We start from the raw sequence: 16,311 nt of genomic DNA, 5'->3' as shown, positions 1-16,311 counted from the left end.
CTGCTGCCCGCGGCGGTGCCGGTCCCGCTGCTGCCCGCGGCGGTGCCGGTCCCGCTGCTGCCCGCGGCGGTGCCGGTCCCGCTGCTGCCCGCGGCCGTGCCGGCCCCGGCGGTGCGCGCGGCCGTGCCGAGCCCGCTGTCCGCGGGTGTGTGCGCCGTGGCGTCCGCGGCAGTTCCGTCTGTGGATTCCTTCGGGTACTCGAAGAGGAAACCCACGCCTGGGTATTCGCCGGTGCTCAGCTTGGAGTAGACGTCTGTGGCGTCGGCGATGGGGAACGTGTTGGCGATCAGGGAGGCTACGTCGATCTGTTCGCGGGCGATCAGGTCGACGAAGCATTCGAGGTTGCGGCGTTCGGTCCAGCGGACGTAGCCGGCGGGGTAGTCGATGCCCTGGAGTTCGTAGCGGTCGTCGTACCGGCCGGGGCCGTAGGACCGGGAGAACCGGACGTCCAGCTCCTTGTCGTAGTACGCGTTCCACGGCAGGTCCAGCTTCGTCTTGCCGATGTCGACGACGCGGGCGCGGTCGCGGGCCAGACGTGCCGCGGTCTCCACCGGGCCGTTCGAGTGACCGCCGGCGGCCAGCAGGATGTGGTCGGCGCCCAGGCCGTTCGAAGCCTCCAGCAGGGCACGCTCGAGCGACGCCACGCCCGCCTCGTCGGGTGACGAGCAGTGCAGCGCCCCGGCCTTCTCCGCCATCCGGCACCGGTCCGCGACCGTGTCGATGCCGAACACGCGCACCCCGGCCGCGACCAGCAACCGCACGACCAGCTGTCCGACGAGCCCCAGCCCGATCACCACCGCCGTGTCACCGAGCTGGACCTCGGCCTGCCGCACGCCCTGCATCGCGATCGCACCGACGGTCGAGAACGCGGCCTGCTCGGGCGGCACCCCGTCCGGCACCGGCACGCACAGGTTCACCGGCACCCAGTTGTACTCCGCGTGCAGCGCGTACTCGTTGCCCGCCGCCGCGACCAGCTGCCCGACGCTGAACTCCTCGGCGCCCGCACCCACCTCGACCACGACACCGCACAGCGAGTACCCGAGCGGCGTGTACGAGTCGAGCTTGTTCATGACCTTCTTGTAGGTGCTCATCACACCCTGCTGCGCGACCGTGTCCAGCACCTTGCGGACCTGGTCCGGCCGGGCCTTCGCCTTGCCGACCAGCGACAGCTTCGCCTCGCCGACCTTCATCAGCTCGGTCCCGGTCGAGATCAGCGAGTACAGCGAACGGACCAGCACCCCGCCCGGCGCACAGCCCGGCGGCGGTACGTCGAGGACCGCCAGCTCGCCGGACTTGTAGTTCTGCGCAACCTGCTTCATATCCGTCCTTCGCGAAGATGTCAGAGAGAGGTGATGGTGACGCCGAGGGACCGCATGTTCCGGGTCCAGGTCTCCAGCGTCAGCAGCTGCCAGATCTGCTTGGAGTAGTCCTCGCGCCCGGCCCGCTCGTCGTCGACCAGCTTCTGTACGGCGGCCTGCCGCAAGAACCCGCTCCCGACCAGCTCGCCGCGCAGCAGCACGTCGTCCACCAGTTCGCGCAGGTCGTTGCGCACCCACGCCCGCAGCGGCGCGCTGAACGACGCCTTCGGCCGGTAGATGATCTCCTTCGGCAACCACGCCTCGGCGGCCTTCTTCAGCGCCAGCTTGCCGACCCGGCGGTGGATCTTCTCGCTGCCCGGGATCGAGAACGCCGCACGCGCGACGATCGGGTCCACGAACGGCGTCCGGACCTCCGTCGAGGCCGCCATGCTGGACCGGTCCGTGTAGGCGAGGTTGAGACCGGGCAGGAACAGCCGCGAGTCCGCGAGGCACATCCGGTTCACGTGGTCGTCGAGCGTGGTGTCGTGGTAGATGTCGCTGTGCTCGGCGAGCAGCTTCCCGACGTACGGCTCGAGGTCGGGGCTCAGCAGGCCGGCCAACTGGTCGCCGTCGTACATCGTGTAGCTGCGCCGGAACGCGGTCTCCTCGGGCAGGTTCGCGAACGTCTCGAACCGCTTGGCCCAGCGTGCGTACCGCAGGCCGCGCCCGTTCACCGTCACCGGCAGCCGCCGGACGAGCGGTCCCACGACGCCGTTCCGCAGTGCGCCGGGAAGTCGCTGATACTGCGCGCCCATGACACAGGCGAGGTGTTTCCGGTAGCCGCCGAACAGTTCGTCGGCGCCCATCCCGGACAGCAGCACCTTCACGCCCGCGTCCCGCGCGGTGTCGCACATCAGCAGCGTGTTGATCGCGGCCGGGTCGCCGATCGGCTCGTCCAGGATGTCGACGATCCGCGGCAGCAGGTCGACGACGTCGGGCGCGATCTCGATCTCGTGCAGGTCGATCCCGAACTGCTGCGCCAGCTTGCGCGCGTAGACCGCGTCGTCCGGCATCGCCTCGAGCTTCTGGTCCTGGGCGCGGAACGTGATCGTGTACGAGTCGACGCCGGGGTCCATCTGCTTCGCGAGCACCGTGACCAGGCTGGAGTCCAGCCCGCCGCTCAGGAACGTCGACACCGGGACGTCGGCCACCAGGTGCGCGGCCACGGACTCCTCGATGACCTGGCGCAGGTCGGCGCGCGGACCGGCCGCGGCCTCGGTGGCCACCTCGGTCACCCGCCAGTACGTCGCGTGCCGGCTGCTGCCGTCCGGCCGGAACTCCGCCCACGAGCCGGGCGGCAGCTTCTCCACACCGTCGATCGCGCAGCGCTGCTCGGGCAGCCAGTAATAGAGCATCGACGCGATCAGGGCGCCCGGCTCGGTCCGCAGTTCGGAGCCGACGGCTGTGACGAGGGCCTTCAGCTCGGACGCGAAGATCACGCCGCCCTGACGGCGCAGGAAGTACAGCGGCTTGATGCCGAGCGGGTCGCGGGCCAGGTACAGGCTGCCGCTGTCCTCGTCCAGCATCGCGAACGCGAACATGCCGCGGAACCGCTGCAGCGCGTCCGGGCCCCAGCGGCGCCAGGCCTCCAGTACGACCTCGGTGTCGCCGTGGGTCCGGAAATGCACACCGGACCTGGACAGCTCGGCGCGCAGCTCCTTGTAGTTGTAGAGCTCGCCGTTGTAGCAGATCGTCAGGCCCTGCTTACTGAACGGCTGGTCCGCCGCCGACGACAGGTCGATGATCGACAGTCTTCGATGCGCCAGCTGGGCGCTCACATCGGTCTCTTCGAACCGGTAGATCCGGCTCGCGTCGGGTCCGCGGTGCGCGATCCGGTCGCTCATCGCCTCCGCGAGCGCGAAACCGTCGTGCTGCTGGTAGCAGCCGGCGATGCCGCACACGTCAGGACCCCGCGGCGTTCTTGACGCCGGTGATGTCGCCGAGGTGGCTGACGTGCCCGGTGAGCTGGTCGTACACCCCGAGGTACGCCTTCTGCTGGTGCTTCCACGCGAGCACCCGCTCGACCCGTTCGCGGCCGAGCTTGCCCATCCGGCGCCGGCGGACCTCGTCGTCGAGCAGCTCGACGATCGCGTCGCCGTACTGCGCCACGTCGTTCGGCTCGACGTACACCGCGGCGTCCGCGGCGGAGACCTTGGTCTCGACCAGGTCGAAGGCGACGACCGGGAGCTCGAAGGCCATGTACTCCATGGTCTTGTTCATCGTCGACACGTCGTTGAGCGGGTTCTTCGGGTCCGGCGACAGGCCGAGGTCCGCGGTCGACATCACCGCGCGCACCGTCTCGTCCGGCACCCGGCCGGTGAACTCGACATGCTGCTCGAGCCCGAGCTGGTCCCGCAGCGCGACCACCTCGTCGAACGAGTCGCCGCCGCCCATCAGCGTGAACGCGATGTCGGTCCGGCCGAGTGTGTTGACGATGTGGTCCGCGGCGCGCACCACGATGTCGACGCCGTCCTGCGGGCCCATCACGCCGATGTAGGTGACCAGGTGGCGATGACCGCGGCGCAGCGACTCGTCCGGCCCTTTGTCATGGTCGCGGAGCAGTTTGTCCGGGTCCGGCCCGGTGCGGACCACGGTCACGTCGTGGTTCGCCTTGCCGCTGCGGGTGATCGCGATCCGCCGGTACGAGTCGTTGGTCGAGATCACGTGGTCGGCCTGGCGGTGCGTCGTCCGCTCCAGGAACCGCAACCCCTTGTACGGCAGGCTCGCCGTCCCGCCGAACCGGGACTGGAACAGCTCCGGGCACAGGTCGTGGTGGTCGAACACGAACCGGGTGCCGTCGAGCCGGCGCAGCAGCATCGCGATCGGCCAGAAGATGTCCGGCGGGTTGCAGGCCTGCAGCACGTCGAACCGGCCGGCCTTGCGGGCCCGGAAGACCAGGCGCAATGTCATCAGGAACGAGTACGCGTACTCCCAGACGAAGCTGATCTTGCTGCCGCCGGGCGCGTAGGCCTTGTACTTGTGCGCGGTCACACCGTCGATGACGTCGTACGACGGATCGCCCGGGCCCTTCGGGCAGACGACCGTGACGTCGTACCCGGCCGCCACCAGCGCCTGGCACTCCAGCCAGACGCGGCGGTCGAACGGCACCCAGAGGTTCTGGATGATGATCAGCACCCGCGGACGGCTCACCAGCCCACTCCTTCGTATCCGTGCAGCGCCTCGACGTCGGCGCCGAGCCGGCCGCTGAGGTCGATGATCCGGGCCGGCGGCGTCGCCAGGAGCGCGTTGACCGCCGCGCTGTCGGTGGCCGAGACGATGGCCAGGTCGGCGCCTTCGAGCGCCGTCGACGCGTTGTCGGTGAGCACTCGCTGCAGGTGCGGCAGCTTCGAGCTGACATGTCTCAGGTTTGCACCGACCAGACGGGTCGGGTTCACGATTGCGTCGTAGATCCGCAGGTTGTAGCCCTTGCCGATCAGGCGTTCGGCGAGCTCGACGTTCGGGCTCTCCCGGAGGTCGTCGGTGGCGTGCTTGAAGCTCAGGCCGAGCAGCGCGATCTCGCGGCCGGGACCGGCGATCACCCGGTCGACGACGTCGCGCACGCTGCGTTCGTTGGTGGCCAGCGCGCCGGCCAGCAGCGGCAGCTCGGTGTCGTTGGTCCGCGCGAGGTGCAGCACCGAGCGCAGGTCCTTCGGCAGGCAGGAGCCGCCGAACGCGAAACCGGGCTTCAGGTAGTACGGCGAGATGTTCAGGCTGGTGTCCTGCACGAAGATCTTCATCACCTCGCGCGAGTCCACGCCGAAGTGCCGGAAGATCCGGCCCATCTCGTTCGCGAACGAGACCTTGGTGGCGTGGAACGCGTTGCAGGCGTACTTGAGCGCCTCCGCGGTCCGCACGTCGACGGTCTGCACCTCGACACCGAGGAAGGAGAACAGCTCCGTCAGCGCGGCCGCGGCCTTCGGGCTGCGGGTGCCGACCACGACGAACGGCGGCTCGTAGAAGTCCGCCAGGCCGGATCCCTCGCGGAGGAACTCCGGGCACATCGCCGTACCGAAGGTGAGACCGTCCGGCGGCGGGACGTCGGCGAGCACCTTGCCGACCACCTCGTCGACGGTGCCGGGCGGAACCGTGCTGCGGACCACGATGGTGTGGAAGCCGGAGTCCGGCCGGACCACGACCTGCGCGGCCTCGGCGATGTCGCGGACCGCCCGCTTGATGTAGGTCAGGTCGGTGCTGCCCGCCTGCGTGGACGGGGTGCCGACACAGATCAGCGAGACGTCGGCGCCGTCGAGGGCCAGTCGCGGATCGGTCGTCGCGTGCAGCCGTCCCGAGGTGGCGCCGGCCGCGACCAGTTCGTCGAGGCCCGGTTCGACGACCGGGCTGTGTCCCTGGGTGATCGGTTCGACCTTCGCCGTGTCGACGTCCACCCCCCACACGTCGTGCCCGGCGGCCGCCAGACAGGCCGCCGTCACCGACCCCACGTACCCCAAGCCGAACACGGCCACCTTCATAACGCCCCCCACAGGCTCATGACGCGGTTTCGCCCACGTCCCACAGCGCCCATGAGAGCGGCCGCGACGCCGTCCTGATACATGCCGGCCGAAGAAAATCGCCGGAAGGAATTTGCCTGTATCAACGGGCGGTCCCGGTGATCTGTATTGGTCGACAGACCAGTGCTGGGGTGAGGGGACAATCGATGAAGGTTCTGGTCAGCGGGGACCGGGGTTACATCGGAGCGGTGATGGTGCCGTTCCTGCGGGCCGCCGGGCATCAGGTGGACGGGCTGGACACCGGCCTCTACGAGGGGTGCGACCTCTTGGGCGGGCCGGAGCCGATCGGGAACCGTGTGCCGCGGGACATGCGGGACGTGACGGCGGGGGAGCTGGCGGGGTACGACGCGGTCGTCTGCCTGGCCGCGTTGTCGAACGACCCGCTCGGGCACCTCAACCGCGACGCCACGTACTCGGTCAACCTCGAAGGGACACTGAACCTCGCCCGCGCGGCGAAGGACGCCGGTGTCGGGCGGTTCCTGTTCGCGTCCTCGTGCAGCCTGTACGGCGCGGCGGGCTCGGAGGCCGTCGCCGAGGACGCCGAGATGTTCCCGGTCACGCCGTACGGCGAGACGAAGGCGCTCGCGGAGCAGGAGCTGTCCAAGCTCGCCGACGACAGGTTCAGCCCGACGTATCTGCGGAACGCGACCGCGTACGGCGCCTCGACCCGGCTGCGGCTCGACATCGTCGTCAACAACCTCACCGCGATCGCGCTGACGTCCGGCCAGGTCCGGCTGGAGAGCGACGGCACCCCGTGGCGGCCGCTCGTCCACATCGAGGACATCAGCCGGGCGTTCCTGACCGTGCTCGAGGCGCCGCGCGAGACCGTCCACGACGAGGCGTTCAACGTCGGCCGGTCCGAGGACGTCGTCCAGGTCCGCGACATCGCCGAGATGGTCCGCGAGGCGGTGCCCGGGTCGACGCTGTCGATCGCCGACGGCGCCGGACCCGACCTGCGCAACTACAAGGTCGACTTCAGCAAGCTCAACGACACGTTCCCGGACCTGAAGCTCGCCTGGACCGTGCGCACGGGCGTCGACGAGCTGTACGACGCCTACCAGCGGCACGGCCTCACGCTCGACGACTTCAACTCGGCCCAGTTCGTCCGGCTGCGCCGTATCCAGCAATTGCTGGCGGCAGGCCTGGTCGACGACCAGCTGCGCCGGCAGACCGACGCGCAGTTCCCCGGACCGAAGGAGATGGACTGATGGCGATCGCGTGCCGCCTGTGTGGCGCCGAGTTGACTCGGACTTTCGTCGACCTGGGCATGTCGCCGCCGTGCGAGAGCTACCTGCGTGCCGACCAGCTGGACAGCGGTGAGACGTTCTACCCGCTGCACGTGCGGATCTGCGACAACTGCCTGCTGGTCCAGCTCCCGGCGTACGTCGCCGCCGACGACGTCTTCAGCGACTACCTCTACTTCTCGTCGTACTCGACCAGCTGGGTCGAGCACGCGCGCCGCTTCGTCGTCGACATGCAGGAGCGGCTGCGGCTGGACGGCGACAGCCTGATCGTCGAGGCCGCCAGCAACGACGGCTACCTGCTGCAGCACGCCGTCGCGCTCGGCGTCCCGGTGCTCGGCATCGAGCCGGCCGCGAACATCGCGAAGATCGCCAACGAGAAGGGCATCCGCACCGAGAGCTACTTCCTCGGCGAGGAGACCGGCCAGGACGCGGCGTCCCGGCACGGACAGGCGGACCTTGTCGTCGGCAACAACGTGTTCGCGCACGTCCCGGACATCGTCGACTTCGCCAAGGGCCTGCGGGCGCTGGTGAAGGACGACGGCCTGGTGTCGCTGGAGTTCCCGCACCTGCTCCGGCTGATCGAGAACCGCCAGTACGACACGATCTACCACGAGCACTACCAGTACCTGACCCTCAAGACCGCCTCCGCCGCGCTGGCCGCGGCCGGCCTCAAGGTGGTCGACGTCCAGGAACTGGCCAGCCACGGCGGCTCGCTGCGGGTCTTCAGCACCCCGGCCGAGACCGCGGGCGATCCGTCGGACCTCGTCGTCAAGGTGCTGATGGACGAGGAGGAGGCCGGACTGCACACGGTCGAGGGCCATCTCGGCTTCGCGGCCGAGGTCTTCACGATCAAGTCCGACCTGCTCGAGTTCCTGATCCAGGCGCAGCGCGACGGCAAGTTCGTCGCCGGCTACGGCGCGCCCGGCAAGGGCAACACGCTGCTCAACCACTGCGGGATCCGCGAGGACCTGCTGCCGTACACGGTCGACCGCAGCCCGCACAAGCACGGGATGTACCTGCCCGGTACGCACATCCCGATCTTCGCCCCGGAGCGCCTGGCCGAGACGCGCCCCGACTACATCGTGATCCTGCCGTGGAACCTGCGCGCGGAGATCGTCCAGCAGCTCGGCTACGCACGGGAGTGGGGCGCGAAGTTCGTCGTACCCATTCCGCGTCTCGAAGTGATCTGACAGCACTTGTGTGGGGGAAGGAACAGCGCGATGAAGGTCGTGATCTTCTGTGGAGGGTTCGGGCTGCGGATGCGCAGCGGCGTCGACTCCGCACCGAAACCGATGATGACGATCGGCGACCGGCCGGTCCTGTGGCACGTGATGCGCTACTACGCGCACTTCGGCCACACCGAGTTCATCCTCTGCCTGGGCTTCGGCGGCTCGGCGGTCAAGGAGTACTTCCTGCGGTACGAGGAGACGGTCTCCAACGACTTCGTGATGACCAAGGGCGGGCAGCGGATCGAGCTGCTCGACTCCGACATCAGCGAGTGGAAGATCACCTTCGTCGACACCGGGATCGACACCAGCATCGGTGAGCGGCTGCGCCGGGTCCGGCCGTACCTGGAGGACGACGACGCGTTCCTGGCCAACTACGGCGACGTGCTGACCGACGCGCCGATGGACAAGATCGTCGACCACGTGATGACCAGCGACATCACCGCCAGCCTGCTCGCGGTGCCGCCGCAGGCGTCGTTCCACGTCGTCGAGTTCGGCACCGACTCGCGGATCACCGGGCTGCGCTCGGCGGCCGACCTCAACGTGTGGATCAACGGCGGGTACTTCGTGATCAAGAAGGACATCTTCGACGTCCTGCACGAGGACGAGGACCTGGTCGGCGACGCGTTCCCGCGGCTGGCCGCGATGAGCAAGCTGGAGGCGATCCCGCACCACGGGTTCTGGGCGCCGATGGACACGCTCAAGGAACGCAGCCAGCTCGAGGAGCTGTACCGGTCGGGGAAGAAGCCGTGGGCGTTGTGGAGCCACGACAACCGCGGTCACAACGGGCGGGTCCTGGACAGGACCTCCGAGGGGCTGTCCGACGGGCCCGTAGTGGTGGCGATCTGATGCTCCCGTTCCAGCTCGGCCTGATCGACGGGCCGGTCCACCTGGTTGCCCTCGGCGCCCATCCGGACGACATCGAGATCGGCTGCGGCGGCACGCTGCTCAAGCTGGCCGAGTCGGTGCCGGAGCTGACCGCCGAGTTCGTGATCGCGACCGGTACGCCGGCGCGCCTGGAGGAGGCGCGCCGCGCGGCGGAGCTGTTCCTGCCGGAGTGCGAGGTGAGCGTGACCTCGGCCGGGCTGCCGGACGGCCGGCTGCCGGCGCACTGGAACGAGACCAAGGAGTTGCTCGAGGCAACGGCTCGCGAGGGCCGCCGCCCCGACCTGGTGCTGGCCCCGAGCCGCACCGACGCGCACCAGGACCACCGGCTGATCGCCGAGCTCGCGCCGACGGTGTGGCGCGACCACCTGGTGCTGCACTACGAGATCCCCAAGTGGGACGGCGACTTCGCCCGGCCGTGGCTGTACGTCGAGCTCACCGAGGAGCAGCTGCGCGACAAGGTGGCGCTGCTGCACAAGGCGTACCCGTCCCAGGTCCCGCACGACTGGTTCGACGAAGAGGTGTTCGCCGGACTGGCGCGGCTGCGCGGCATGGAGTGCCGGGCGCCGTACGCCGAGGCGTTCACGACGGCCAAGGCCACGCTGACATGGTGAACGAGGGAGGCGCAGTGAGCTTCAGGTGCCGTGGGTGCGGGTCGGTGGACGCCGTATCCGTCGTGGACATCGGTGACCAGCCGTGCGCGGACTACTTCCCGGCCGCCGATGCCCCGGGCCCCGATCCGCGCTGGCCGCTCGCGCTGTGGCTGTGCCGGGACTGCACGCTGGTGCAGCTCGGCCCGGTCGAGGCACAGATCGCCGAGGAGCCGCTGGCGGTGGAGTCGGCGACCAGCCGGGCGCACGCGGAGGCTTCGGTCAAGGAGATCCTCCGTGACTACCCGGAGCTGAGCGGTGCGGTGGTCTTCGAGTTCGGGAGCCCCCACGGCGGGTCCTGGCTCGATCACCTGACGGCGGCCGGCTGCACGCTCGCCGCGGACGGCGAGCAGGCCGGCCTGGTGATCGACGTGCACGGGATCGTGCACGAGCCGCAGTACGGTGCGTCGCTCGAGCTGCGGGCCGAGCGGCTCGCGCCGGGCGGGCTGCTGGTGATGGAGTTCCACCACCTGCTGCCGCTGTTCATCGGCAACCAGTTCGACACGATCCGGCACGGGCACTGGGCGTACGTGTCGCTGCGGGCGCTGCGGAACCTCGCCGCCCTGCACGGCCTGGCGGTCGAGTCGGTCCGGCAGGTCGACATGTACGGCGGCAGCCTGATGGTGATGCTGCGGCACACCGCCGACGCGCGGCCGGACAGCTCGGTCGACGTGGTGCTGGAGGACGAGGACGCCGCGGGCCTCGCGGACGAGGTCCAGCTCGGCAGCCTGCAGGAAGCGGCCTGGCACGCGGCCGGCGCACTGCACGACGAGCTGGTCCGTCACAAGGCCGCCGGACGAACCGTGCTCGGCTACGGCGCCCCGTCCAAGGCGCCGGTACTCCTCGACCTCAGCAAGGTGACGACGGACCTGCTGCCGTTCACCGTCGACCTCGCTCCCGGCAAGCACGGCCGCCGCATCCCCGGCGGCTGCCTGGTCCCGATCCGCCCGATCGCCGACCTGAAGGCAGCCAAGCCCGACGTCGTCCTGGTCCTGACGTGGGACATCGCCGACGAGATCATCACCCAGCTGGAGGCCGATGGCGGCTGGGGCACGACGTACCTCGTGCCGCTTCCCGAACCGCACGAGAGGGGTCGCTAGCGATGCATGGCGTCCTGCGCCGGCTCACCTGGGGCCTGGCCGACCAGGCTGTGACCAGCCTGGTCAGCTTCGTCGTGGGCATCGTCGTCGCCCGGCAGCTCGGCGCGCTCGAGTTCGGCGCGTTCAGTCTCGCCTGGGTGACGTACGGCGTGGTGGTGAACATCTCGCGGGGTCTCGCGACCGACCCGCTCGCGGTGCGGTTCAGCGGCGTCGAGCGACAGGCCTGGCGGACCGCCGTGGCGAGTTCGTCCGGCATGGCGATCGTGGTCGGCTTGCTGACCGGCGCGGTGTGTGCGCTGGCCGGCCTCCTCATCGGCGGCGGGACCGGAGCCGCGTTCCTGGCGCTGGGCGCCGTGCTGCCCGGCCTGATGCTGCAGGACAGCTGGCGGTTCGCGTTCTTCGCGTCCGGCCAAGGAGGCAAGGCGTTCGTCAGCGACATCACCTGGGCCCTGGCCCTCGTCCCGTTGCTGTACCTGGCGTCCCGGGACGCCAGCGTGACCAGGTTCGTGCTCGCGTGGGGCGGCGCGGGGATCTTCGCCGCGCTGGTGAGCGGGTTCCAGGCCGGCGTGCTGCCCCGGGTCTCGCGGGCGTGGCGCTGGCTCAGCGACCACCGCGACCTCGGCCTGCGGTACCTGACCGAGAACCTCACCCTGAGCGGCGCCTACCAGCTGCGGATGTACGGACTCGGCGCGTTCGCCGGTGTCGCGGCCGTCGGCACCGTCCGCGGCGCCGAGATGCTGCTCGGCCCGTTCTTCATCGTGCTGTCCGGCGTCGGCCTGGTCGCGGTGCCGGAAGCCGCCCGGGTCCTGCGCCGGTCGGTGCGCAGACTGTCGGTCTTCTGTCTGCTGCTCGGTGGCGCGCAGGCGGTCGCCGCGCTGGCCTGGGGCGTCCTGTTGCTGTTCGCGCTGCCCGACGAGTGGGGACACGCGCTGCTCGGCGAGGTCTGGCTGACCGCGTCGGCGCTGATACTTCCGGCAACCTTGTCGGTGACCTTCGCCGGCTTCAACACCGGCGCCGCCGCGGGCCTGCGGGCGCTCGGCATCGCGCGACGCAGCCTGCGGGCCCAGCTCTGCGCGTCGACGTTCTACCTGGTCGGCGGTGTCACCGGCGGCGCGATCGGCGGCGCGCTCGGATCGGCCTGGGGCGCCGCCTGCGCGACCTTCTCGGCCGCGTTCGTCTGGTGGTTCACGTTGCGCACCGGGATCCGTGAGCGCGAGCAGCTCGAATCGGAACTGGACTCCGTGCAGGAGATGCCTGAAATGAGGAACACATGAACGCGGTACCGCGGCTGACCGTCGGCCTTCCGGTCTACAACGGCGAGAAGTACCTGGCCGAGTCCCTGGACGCGCTGCTGGGGCAGAGCTACGGCGACTACCGGATGGTGATCTCCGACAACGCCTCCACCGACGCGACCGAGGAGATCTGCCGGGAGTACCTGGCCAAGGACCCGCGGATCAGCTACTACCGGCAGCCGGTCAACATCGGCGCCACACCGAACCACAACTGGTGCTTCGAGCACTCCGACACCGAGCTGTTCAAGTGGGCGTCGTACGACGACCTGTACGGCAAGGAGCTGCTGGGCCGCTGCATCGAGGCGCTCGACGACGACCCGTACCTGGTGCTCGCGCACGCCTACCAGGCGATCATCGACGGCAACGGCGACATCGTGCTCGAGGTCGACTACCCGCTCGACACCGCGAACCCGCACGCCCCGGACCGGTTCCGCAGCCTGCTGTTCGACGTCGGCGGCGACGACTTCTACGGCGTGATGCGCTCCGACATCCTCCGCCGGACGCCGCTGAACGGCAGCTACCACCACTCCGACCGCACGATCATGGCCGAGCTGGCCCTGTACGGCCGGTTCCACCAGGTGCCGGAGCTGCTGTTCTTCCGCCGGGACCACCCGGACCGCGCCGAGCGGGCCAAGCCGACGATCAGGTCGCGCTCGGCGAACATGGAGCCGCGGCGGGCGAGCCGGCTGCGCAACCCCACCGTCCGGCTGGTCGGGGAGTACGTCGGCGGTTTCGTCGGCGGCATCCGGCGGGCGCCGCTGTCGTCGGCGGACCGGCGGGAGTGCTACGGCCACCTGGCGCGCTGGCTGGCCGATCGCGCGGTGCGCCGCTCGACGCGCCGGATCGAGGACACCGCGCCCGCGGCGCCGCCGACCAAGATCCCGGACAGCGCCGCGGTCGCCGGTCATCGGGAGGTCTCGTAGGCATGCGGAGCCCAGGCAGGCAGGATGCGGGCGGCCCACCACGGGTGGCCTTCTTCGGGCTGCTCGGATCCGGGAACCTCGGCAACCACGGGTCCCTCGACGCGATGCTCGCCTTCGTCCGGGACCGGCATCCGGAGGCGCAGCTCAGCTGCGTGTGCTCCGGGCCGGAGGAGTTCGAGCGGCAGTACGGCATCCCGTCGATCGCGATGACCTGGTACCAGGCGCACGGCCCCGGCCGGACCCGTCCGGCCGACGTCGCCCGCAAGGCGTTCGGCAAGGTGGCCGACCTGGTCCGGATGCCCCGGGTGCTGCGCGGATTCGACGTGGTGATCGTGCCCGGTATGGGCGTCTTCGAGACCACGCTGGAGCTGCGGCCCTGGGGTTTCCCGTACGCGCTGTTCCTGATGGCGCTGTCGGCGTCGCTCACCGGTGCCAGGGTGGCCTTCGTCAACGTCGGCGCGAACGTCGCGCGCGAGTGGTCGCTGCGGTTGCTGTTCACCGGCGCCGCGCGCCTCGCGTCGTACCGCTCCTACCGGGACACGTACTCGCGGGACGCGATGCGGCAGATGGGGCTGCGCACGAGCGGCGACGAGGTCTACCCGGACCTCGCCTTCGCCCTGCCCGAGCCGCCGCCGGTCGAGCACCCGCCGCGGACCGTCGGTCTCGGCGTGATGGCCTACCGCGGCACCAACGCCGACCGGGACCAGGCGGACGAGATCTACGCCGCGTACACCGCGAAGATCGTCGAGTTCGCCCGCCGGCTGGTCGACGAGGGGTACCGGATCCGGCTCGTCACCGGCGACCCGTCGGACCTGGCGGTGGTCGAGGCGGTGTACGACGACCTGCGCGCGACCCGTCCGGAGGTCGCCGAGAAGCGGCTGGTCCACGAACCGGCCGCGACGCTGGGCGAACTGATGACGCACCTGGCGGGTGTGGACCTGGTCGTCGCGTCGCGGTACCACAACGTGCTCGCCGCGCTGAAGCTGTCGAAGCCGACGATCTCGATCAGCTACGGGACCAAGAGCGACGTCCTGATGGAGCAGATGCAGCTGGCCGAGTTCCGGCAGCCGATCCGGACCCTCGACGTGGCCCGGCTGATCGACCAGTTCCGGGGGCTGGAAGCGCGCGCGCCGCGGGTGGTGCCGGTGCTGCGGGCCAGGAACGCCGAGTACGTCGAGGCACTCGAGCGGCAGTACGACGTCCTGTCGGCGGCTCTGTTCGGAGCGGCCGGCGTCGCGGCGGAACAGGAGGACCAACGGTGGAAGTGATCGAGGTACCGACGATCGCCGGGGCGCTGCTGTTCCGGCCGTCGCCCCATGTCGACGAGCGCGGATTCTTCTCCCGCACCTTCGACCGGGAGGTGGTGAAGGCGGCCGGGCTCGATCCGGACGCGTTCGTGCAGGACAGCATCTCGCGGTCCCGCCGCGGGGTCGTCCGCGGCATGCACATCCGGTCCGGCCGTGGTGAGGCGAAGCTGGTCCGCTGCTCGTACGGCGCGGTGTTCGACGTCGTCGTCGACCTGCGCCCGGACTCCCCGACGTACCGCAACCGGGAGACCTTCGACCTGACCGGCGACAACCAGGTCACGGTCTACGTACCGGCCGGCTGTGCGCACGGGTTCCAGTCGCTGACCGACCCGGCCGACGTGTCGTACCGGATCGACCGGGCGCACGACCCGTCCGAGGACGTGTCGATCGCCTTCGACGACCCGGACCTCGACATCCCCTGGCCGCTCCCGGTCACGCTGATGTCCGAGCGCGACAAGGCGGCTCCTTCACTCGCCCTGGCGACTGCGAGGCTCTCATGACCAAGTCCTTCGAGAAGTCGGTCCAGGCCAACAAACGGCTGCAGGACCTGATCCCGGGCGGCGCGCACACCTATGCCAAGGGCGAGGACCAGTACCCGTTCGAGATGGCGCCGGTGATCGACCACGGCGCGGGGGCGCACGTCTGGGACGTCGACGGCCACGAGTACATCGAGTACGGCTCCGGCCTGCGCGCGGTCAGCCTCGGCCACGCGCACCCGAAGGTGGTCGAGGCGGTCCAGCGCGAGATCGGCCGCGGCAGCAACTTCGTCCGCCCGAGCATCGTCGAGCTGGCGGCGGCCGAACGCTTCCTCGCGTCGGTGCCGACCGCGGAGATGGTGAAGTTCGCCAAGAACGGCTCCGACGCCACCACCGCCGCGGTCAAGCTGGCGCGCGCGGTCACCGGCCGGCCGCTGATCGCGCTCTGCTCCGACCACGCCTTCTTCTCGATCGACGACTGGTTCATCACCCGGACGCCGATGTCGGCGGGTATCCCGGACGAGATCGGCGAGCTGACGGTCGGCTTCCCGTACGGCGACCTGGCCGCGACCGAGGAGGTGCTGCGCCGGCACGAGGGCCGGATCGCCTGCCTGATCCTGGAGGCCGCGACCCAGCACGAACCGCCGGCCGGGTACCTCGAAGGCCTGCGGGATCTCGCGCACCGGTACGGCGCGCTGCTGATCTTCGACGAGATGATCACCGGCTTCCGGTTCTCCGAGGCCGGGGCCCAGGGCCTGTACGGCGTGGCGCCCGACCTGTCCACCTTCGGCAAGGCGCTCGGCAACGGGTTCGCGGTGTCCGCGCTGGCCGGGAAGCGCGAGTTCATGGAGCGCGGCGGGCTCCGGGACAGCCACGAACGGGTGTTCCTGCTGTCCACCACACACGGCGCCGAGACACACGCGCTGGCGGCCGCCGTCGCGGTGATGGACGTGTACGCCGAGGAGGGCGTCGCGGCCCGCCTGCACGAGCGCGGCGAGCGGCTGGCGAAGGGCGTGCGGGAGGTCGCGGCCGCGGCCGGCGTCCAGGACCACGTGCTGGTTCGCGGCCGGGCCAGCAACCTGGTCTTCGCGACCCTCGACGAGAACCTGGAGCCGTCGCAGCCGTACCGCACGTTGTTCCTCCGCGAGCTCCTGCTCGGCGGCGTGATCGGTCCGTCGTTCGTGGTCAGCGCGGCGCTGACCGACGAGGACATCGACCGGACGGTGGCGGTCGTCGCCGGGGCCTGCGAGGTGTACCGCGCGGCACTCGACGCCGGTGACCCGAGGGGGTGGACGGGCGGACGGCCGGTGAAGCCGGTGTTCCGCCGGTACGTGTAGGAACC

At 70.2% G+C, this 16,311-nt stretch carries 14 protein-coding genes; 10 read left to right on the top strand and 4 right to left on the bottom strand.

Annotated elements, in window-relative coordinates; genetic code table 11:
* The 4 genes from ABZW60_RS24665 to ABZW60_RS24650 all read right to left on the bottom strand — a co-directional run.
* On the bottom strand, window positions 1-1,319 hold a 1,319-nt coding region (locus ABZW60_RS24665; protein WP_355480476.1), incomplete at its 3' end, for a zinc-binding alcohol dehydrogenase.
* 20 nt (window positions 1,320-1,339) lie between these two features.
* The gene (asnB, locus tag ABZW60_RS24660) at window positions 1,340-3,259 is read right to left on the bottom strand and encodes an asparagine synthase (glutamine-hydrolyzing) (protein ID WP_355480474.1); all 1,920 of its coding nucleotides are present in this window, start codon (window positions 3,257-3,259) and stop codon (window positions 1,340-1,342) included.
* 1 nt (window position 3,260) lies between these two features.
* Entirely contained in the window at window positions 3,261-4,508 is a 1,248-nt protein-coding gene (locus ABZW60_RS24655; RefSeq protein ID WP_355480472.1) for a glycosyltransferase family 4 protein, read from the bottom strand.
* Complete coding sequence (locus ABZW60_RS24650) at window positions 4,505-5,827, bottom strand: UDP-glucose/GDP-mannose dehydrogenase family protein (RefSeq protein ID WP_355480470.1); 1,323 nt, start codon at window positions 5,825-5,827, stop codon at window positions 4,505-4,507. Before ABZW60_RS24650 ends, ABZW60_RS24655 begins: the two co-directional genes overlap by 4 nt.
* A 185-nt stretch (window positions 5,828-6,012) precedes the next feature.
* On the opposite strand from ABZW60_RS24650, the gene ABZW60_RS24645 reads away from it, so the two are divergent.
* From ABZW60_RS24645 to ABZW60_RS24600, 10 genes are read left to right on the top strand one after another with little or no spacing between them, the layout of a single operon-like run.
* Window positions 6,013-7,074, top strand: a complete 1,062-nt coding sequence (locus ABZW60_RS24645) for an SDR family oxidoreductase (protein ID WP_355480468.1) — start codon at window positions 6,013-6,015, stop codon at window positions 7,072-7,074.
* The gene (locus tag ABZW60_RS24640) at window positions 7,074-8,300 is read left to right on the top strand and encodes a class I SAM-dependent methyltransferase (protein ID WP_355480466.1); all 1,227 of its coding nucleotides are present in this window, start codon (window positions 7,074-7,076) and stop codon (window positions 8,298-8,300) included. The genes ABZW60_RS24645 and ABZW60_RS24640 overlap by 1 nt, the downstream gene beginning before the upstream one ends.
* 30 nt (window positions 8,301-8,330) lie before the next feature.
* Window positions 8,331-9,185 (top strand): glucose-1-phosphate cytidylyltransferase, encoded by an 855-nt coding sequence (locus ABZW60_RS24635; protein WP_355480464.1) that lies wholly within the window; start codon window positions 8,331-8,333, stop codon window positions 9,183-9,185.
* Entirely contained in the window at window positions 9,185-9,835 is a 651-nt protein-coding gene (locus ABZW60_RS24630; protein ID WP_355480462.1) for a PIG-L family deacetylase, read from the top strand. The genes ABZW60_RS24635 and ABZW60_RS24630 overlap by 1 nt, the downstream gene beginning before the upstream one ends.
* The gene (locus ABZW60_RS24625; protein ID WP_355480460.1) at window positions 9,829-10,971 is read left to right on the top strand and encodes a methyltransferase C-terminal domain-containing protein; all 1,143 of its coding nucleotides are present in this window, start codon (window positions 9,829-9,831) and stop codon (window positions 10,969-10,971) included. Before ABZW60_RS24630 ends, ABZW60_RS24625 begins: the two co-directional genes overlap by 7 nt.
* Window positions 10,972-10,973: 2 nt before the next feature.
* Window positions 10,974-12,245 carry a hypothetical protein gene (locus ABZW60_RS24620; RefSeq protein ID WP_355480459.1) on the top strand — a complete coding sequence of 424 codons (1,272 nt, stop codon included), beginning with the start codon at window positions 10,974-10,976 and terminating at the stop codon, window positions 12,243-12,245.
* Window positions 12,242-13,186 carry a glycosyltransferase family 2 protein gene (locus ABZW60_RS24615; protein WP_355480457.1) on the top strand — a complete coding sequence of 315 codons (945 nt, stop codon included), beginning with the start codon at window positions 12,242-12,244 and terminating at the stop codon, window positions 13,184-13,186. The genes ABZW60_RS24620 and ABZW60_RS24615 overlap by 4 nt, the downstream gene beginning before the upstream one ends.
* A 2-nt stretch (window positions 13,187-13,188) precedes the next feature.
* Entirely contained in the window at window positions 13,189-14,454 is a 1,266-nt protein-coding gene (locus tag ABZW60_RS24610; protein ID WP_355480455.1) for a polysaccharide pyruvyl transferase family protein, read from the top strand.
* Window positions 14,445-14,993, top strand: coding sequence for a dTDP-4-dehydrorhamnose 3,5-epimerase family protein (locus tag ABZW60_RS24605; protein WP_355480453.1), 549 nt, complete (start codon window positions 14,445-14,447; stop codon window positions 14,991-14,993). Before ABZW60_RS24610 ends, ABZW60_RS24605 begins: the two co-directional genes overlap by 10 nt.
* On the top strand, window positions 14,990-16,306 hold the full coding sequence (locus ABZW60_RS24600; protein ID WP_355480451.1) for a glutamate-1-semialdehyde 2,1-aminomutase: 1,317 nt from the start codon (window positions 14,990-14,992) through the stop codon (window positions 16,304-16,306). Before ABZW60_RS24605 ends, ABZW60_RS24600 begins: the two co-directional genes overlap by 4 nt.
* Window positions 16,307-16,311 lie beyond the last annotated feature (5 nt).

It is taken from the genome of Kribbella sp. NPDC003557 (assembly GCF_040610805.1).
Classification (GTDB): domain Bacteria; phylum Actinomycetota; class Actinomycetes; order Propionibacteriales; family Kribbellaceae; genus Kribbella.
The sequence above is the reverse complement of the archived record's forward strand: the minus strand, read 5'-3'. Positions and strand labels throughout refer to the sequence as shown.